A 4,665-nucleotide genomic window follows, 5' to 3' on the forward strand; every position below is an offset into this window, starting at 1 on the left:
TGGGTCATAGTGTCTGTCGTTGCCAAAACATCGGCGTTGCCTTGGTCCGGACTAGTCGTTGGGTAGTCATTGGGGACGTTTTTAAACGACTAGTCAAACAAGAACCTCCCCAATGACTACCCACAAAGCGAGAGTGGATGTCGTCATTTTGCGGCACTTGGGGACGTTCCTTTTGTGCCGGCAGTTTGGGACACTCCTTGCGTTAAGAGGCTGGCGTGCGTCAACCTGTTCTCATTGCAGCAAAAAATCGCCCCGTTCTTGGTTGAGGACGGGGCGATTCGTCTTTTTGACTTGTGCAGCCAGGCTTATGCAAAGCGGGCGACGAGCTCCTGGAGCACGTCGGTCATCTTGACGAGCGAACTGACCGGGACGAATTCGTTGACGCCGTGGTAGCAATAGCCGCCGGTGGAAAGGTTGGGGCAGGGCAGACCGCGGAACGACAGCTGCGCGCCGTCGGTGCCGCCGCGAATCGGCAGCACTTGGGGCTCAACGCCGCAGGCAAGGTAGGCTTCCTTGGCAACATCAATAAGCTCGGGAAAGTCACAAACGATCTCGGCCATATTTCGATACTGCTGCTTAATCTCGACTGTCACGCGCTCCTCACCCAGACGCTGGTTGAGCATCGAGGCGGCGGCATCAATAAGGTCGAGTTTCTGCTGGAACTTGGCGGCGTCATGGTCGCGGACGATATAGCGCGCTGTGGCGTGATCGACGGTCGCAGATACACCCTCAAGGTGATAAAAGCCCTCGTAGCCTTCCGTATACTCCGGACGCTGCACGTAGGGGAGCAACGCGTTGAAGTCGCAGAACAGATTGCCTGCGTTGACCATACGGCCCTTAGCGTCGCCCGGGTGGATGGACTGGCCCTCAAAGCAGACAGTCGCCTCGGCGGCGTTAAAGCACTCCCACTCCAGCTCGCCGATGGGGCCGCCGTCGACCGTGTAGGCGTACTTGCAGCCAAAGGTATCGATATCCAGCAGCTCGGCTCCGTGGCCGATCTCCTCGTCAGGGCAGAAGCAAATGCCGAGTGCGGGATGGGGCAGAGAAGGGTCCTGAGCGATACGCGCGACAAGTGACATGATCTCGGCGACGCCTGCCTTGTCGTCCGCGCCCAGCAGCGTGGTGCCATCGCTGCAGACCAGGTCCTCACCCGCGAGGTCATTCAGGGCGGGAAGCTTGGCGGTACTCATGGCAACGGGCTTACCGTCAACCGTGCCGCAGACCAGGTCGCCGCCTTCGTAGTGTACGATGTGCGGCTTCACGCCGGCGCCCGGTGCAACTTCGGTGGTGTCGAGATGGGCGATCAGGCCCAGGGCGGGCTTGTCCTCAGCGCCCGCACTTGCGGGGATATGCGCGCAGACATAGGCGTGCTCGGTCACGTGGGCATCTTCCGCACCAAGCTCGCGCAGCTCTTCAGCCAGCACGTTGGCAAGGTCAAACTGAACGGTGCTCGAAGGTACCTGGTCGCAGTTTGCATCCTCGGACTGCGTGTTGATCTGGACGTAGCGCAAAAAGCGCTCGAGGACATCGGGGTTCGTGGTGGTGTTTTCCATAAAGACCGCTCCAATCTTGGTCGTCGTGTGCAACAAGAACTCTAGCACGGTATGCCACGGCATACCGCGACGCTTGGATGGGGTAGAATCAGCCATTGAATGCAGAAGGGACGGAAGATCATGGATACGACAAATAGCTCGCGCGAACTACATCTGACGGTGGCGAACGAAGACTACTTGGAGTGCATGGTTCGCATTGAAAGCGAAGAGGGGGAAACCAACGGCGTGCGATCGGTCGACATCGCGCAGCGCCTTGGCGTCTCCAAGGCATCGGTCAATAAAGCGGTTTCGGCGCTCAAGGCATCCGAGCTTGTCGAGCAATCGCACTACGGCAAGGTAGTCCTGACCGATCGCGGCCGCGAGGTTGGCACGGCTATCTGGTACCGTCATCGCCTCGTCCGCACGTTTTTGGTTCAGGAGCTCGGTGTCGAATTTGAGCGAGCCGATTCCGAGGCCTGCATGATGGAGCATGCGCTATCCGAGGACACGATGAACCGCTGGCTCGCCTATCTCGAAAAGCAGGGAATCAGCGTCGAGGAATAGCGGGATATATATGGATACGAGTTATTACAATCGCTTTGGTGCCGAGGAACTTGCGCGCCGCTTGTCGAGCGAGACCTTGTTGGCGCAGGGCCCCATGGGCAGTGTTCTGTTGAGTGAGTACGACGCCGCCGATATTCCACCGGCGTTTTGGAATCTGGCAGAGCCGCAGACCGTTTCTCGTATCCATCGCTTGTATGTCGCCGCCGGCGCGCAGGTACTCATTACCAATACCTTTCAGGCATCAAGCTATGCCCTCAAGCACGACCAGATTGCGCCGTCCGTGGCGGAGGTCAATCGCGGGGCCGTCGACGATGCCCGCCAGGCGCACCCTCAGCTGCTGCTGGGCTCGATGGGTCCGATCGGTATTGAGTGGTTTGCCGAGGACTCGGCCGAGTTTCGTGAGATCCGAGGCATTGCGCGCGAACAGGCGCACGCCTTGCTCAATGCTGGTGTTGACGGTCTGCTGATCGAGACGGTGACGTCTATCCGTAATTTGCAGCCCATGCTTGCCGGCGCCCGAGATGCCGCCGACGGCATGCCTGTTCTGGTGAGTTTTGTCGTTGACGATAAGGGCGACCTGTTGGGCGATGGCCTCAACATCGAGGCAGCCGTTTTGTACGCCGAAAAACACGGCGCAAACTCGGTTGGTGTTAATTGCTGTTCGCTTGCGGCCGCGAACGCGGCGGTGCCCAGGATGGTTGCATCGGCGACTACTCCCGTCACGGTGCGTCCCAACGTGGGCGATCCGGTCCAGACTCAGGATGGCCCCGTATGGCACGAGAACCCCGAAGCTTTCGCGCGCGCATGCATCGAATGGAGACATGCCGGTGCCGCAATGGTGGGCAGTTGCTGTGGAACCACGGCAATCACTACGGCAGCGATGGCCGAGGCGCTCGATATATAAAGGGCAAAACCGCTCCATACGGGGCGGTTTTTTTATTGCCTGCATGTCCTCGGCAGCATTTGCCCAAATGGTGAATGCTAGTGCCGGCAGGTTGCCGAGCGTGTATCGCGGGTATACCTCATGCGTACCATGATCCAAACACTGTGAGGTGTCTGCGCGTGTGCGCGATAATTCATTTTGGAACTGACGGTTGGCGCGCTCGCGTCGATGAGGACTTCACTGCCGATAACGTTGCCCGTATCGCCGATGCCGTCGGCGAGTTGTGGCAAAAGACCAATCCGGGCAAAACGGTATATATAGGGTTCGACACTCGGCCCCTGGCGCGCGAGTTCGCTGAGCTTGCGGCGGGTGTGCTAGCAGCGCACGGGCTAGACGCCGTGCTCGCTTCGCGACCTGTTCCGACCCCTGCCCTTACGTGGGCGGCGGCTTATGACGGTGAGGCGTGCGGCGCGCTCATGGTGACGGGGTCCCATCATCCGCAGGGTTATCTGTGTCTCAAGATTCGCATGGGTGACGGCTCGACCGCCAACCAGGATGTCATCGAAGAGCTCGAAGAGACCATGGCTCCCGAGCCAATGGGGATCGAGGGGCAATATCGCACCGCGGATATCATTCCTGACTATATGCAAGCGGTGGCATCGTTTGTCGATGCCGAAGCCATCCGCGCCGCGCACCTGCGCGTGGTTGTTGACCCCATGGGCGGCGCAGCCCAGGGCTATCTAGCCGACTTGCTGCGCGAGCTTGGCGTTGAGGTGCACGAGATTCACGCCGGGCAGGCGCCTGACCAAGAAGATATCTGCCCCGACCCCGTTGAGCCGTGGGTGGACGCTTGCGAGCATACGGTTATCGAGGACGGAGCTTGCGCTGGCCTGGTGACCGACGGCGACGCCGACCGTATCGGCGCGGTTGACGAGCGCGGCAGATATATACATCCGCATCAGATCATGGCGCTCGTTTTGGGCGACTTGGTTCAATTTCGTAATTTGGAGGGACGCGTCGTCGTCAATCTTTCGTGCTCGACGCTCGTGCGTCGCATTGCCGAGGCGCTTGGCTGCCGCGTGACCGTCAAACCAGTCGGTTTCAAATATATAGCGGCAGAGATGAAGAAGGGTGGCGTCCTCATAGGCGGCGAGGAAGCCGGTGGTATCGGCATCGCCGCGCATATGCCCGAGCGCGATGGAATCCTCGCCTGTCTGATTCTGTGTGAGCTTATGGCAAAGACGGACGCGCCTTTGGGCGTTCTGGTCGACCAACTCGAGGACAGTTTTGGTAAGACGAGTTACGGTCGACGCGATTTGCGCCTTGAGGCCGAAGATGCCGAAACGTTACGAACCCTGCTGCCGGGCGTAAACCCCAAGTCGATTTGTGGCAAGGTGCCGCAAAACGTTAGTCATATGGATGGCTTGCGTTTAGCATTCGAGGATGACACGTGGCTGCTGGTCCGTCCTAGCGGGACCGAACCAGTGGTGCGCGTCTACGCCGAGGGGTTCTCGGTGGAAGAACGTGATGAGTTGCTCGATGCTGGCTGTGCTTTAGCTAGGGGAACGTATCCGCTTTAACCATGAGACTGCCTTATATAAAGAGATGCTCGGTGAGCGGTAGTTAACGGCTGGCAAACGTTAGTCGGATCCCAAATTGTGTAGGAAATGTGTACGCCCAGATTCC

4 protein-coding genes are annotated in these 4,665 nt (G+C 59.1%); 3 read left to right on the plus strand and 1 reads right to left on the minus strand.

The window, feature by feature from the left end; all coding sequences use genetic code 11:
* Positions 1-305: 305 nt before the first annotated feature.
* Positions 306-1,553 carry a peptidase T gene (gene pepT / locus DW850_RS09885; RefSeq protein WP_117630037.1) on the minus strand — a complete coding sequence of 416 codons (1,248 nt, stop codon included), beginning with the start codon at positions 1,551-1,553 and terminating at the stop codon, positions 306-308.
* Between the two features lie 120 nt (positions 1,554-1,673).
* On the opposite strand from pepT, the gene DW850_RS09890 reads away from it, so the two are divergent.
* The 3 genes from DW850_RS09890 to DW850_RS09900 all read left to right on the plus strand — a co-directional run bounded on the left by DW850_RS09890 (position 1,674) and on the right by DW850_RS09900 (position 4,559).
* On the plus strand, positions 1,674-2,096 hold the full coding sequence (locus DW850_RS09890) for a metal-dependent transcriptional regulator (protein WP_089573098.1): 423 nt from the start codon (positions 1,674-1,676) through the stop codon (positions 2,094-2,096).
* A gap of 10 nt (positions 2,097-2,106) precedes the next feature.
* Positions 2,107-3,000: a homocysteine S-methyltransferase family protein gene (locus DW850_RS09895; protein WP_117786957.1), complete on the plus strand. Its 894-nt coding sequence runs from the start codon at positions 2,107-2,109 to the stop codon at positions 2,998-3,000.
* Between the two features lie 158 nt (positions 3,001-3,158).
* Complete coding sequence (locus DW850_RS09900; RefSeq protein WP_117630036.1) at positions 3,159-4,559, plus strand: phosphoglucomutase/phosphomannomutase family protein; 1,401 nt, start codon at positions 3,159-3,161, stop codon at positions 4,557-4,559.
* The last annotated feature ends 106 nt before the right edge of the window (positions 4,560-4,665 follow it).

Source organism: Collinsella sp. AM36-4AA (genome assembly GCF_003467795.1).
Taxonomy (GTDB): Bacteria; Actinomycetota; Coriobacteriia; order Coriobacteriales; family Coriobacteriaceae; genus Collinsella.

What these genes read in the sequence shown, in the direction of transcription:
- pepT (WP_117630037.1), bottom strand. Translation starts at nt 1,553, where the DNA reads ATGGAAAACACCACCACGAACCCCGATGTCCTCGAGCGCTTTTTGCGC.
- DW850_RS09890 (WP_089573098.1), top strand. Translation starts at nt 1,674, where the DNA reads ATGGATACGACAAATAGCTCGCGCGAACTACATCTGACGGTGGCGAAC.
- DW850_RS09895 (WP_117786957.1), top strand. Translation starts at nt 2,107, where the DNA reads ATGGATACGAGTTATTACAATCGCTTTGGTGCCGAGGAACTTGCGCGC.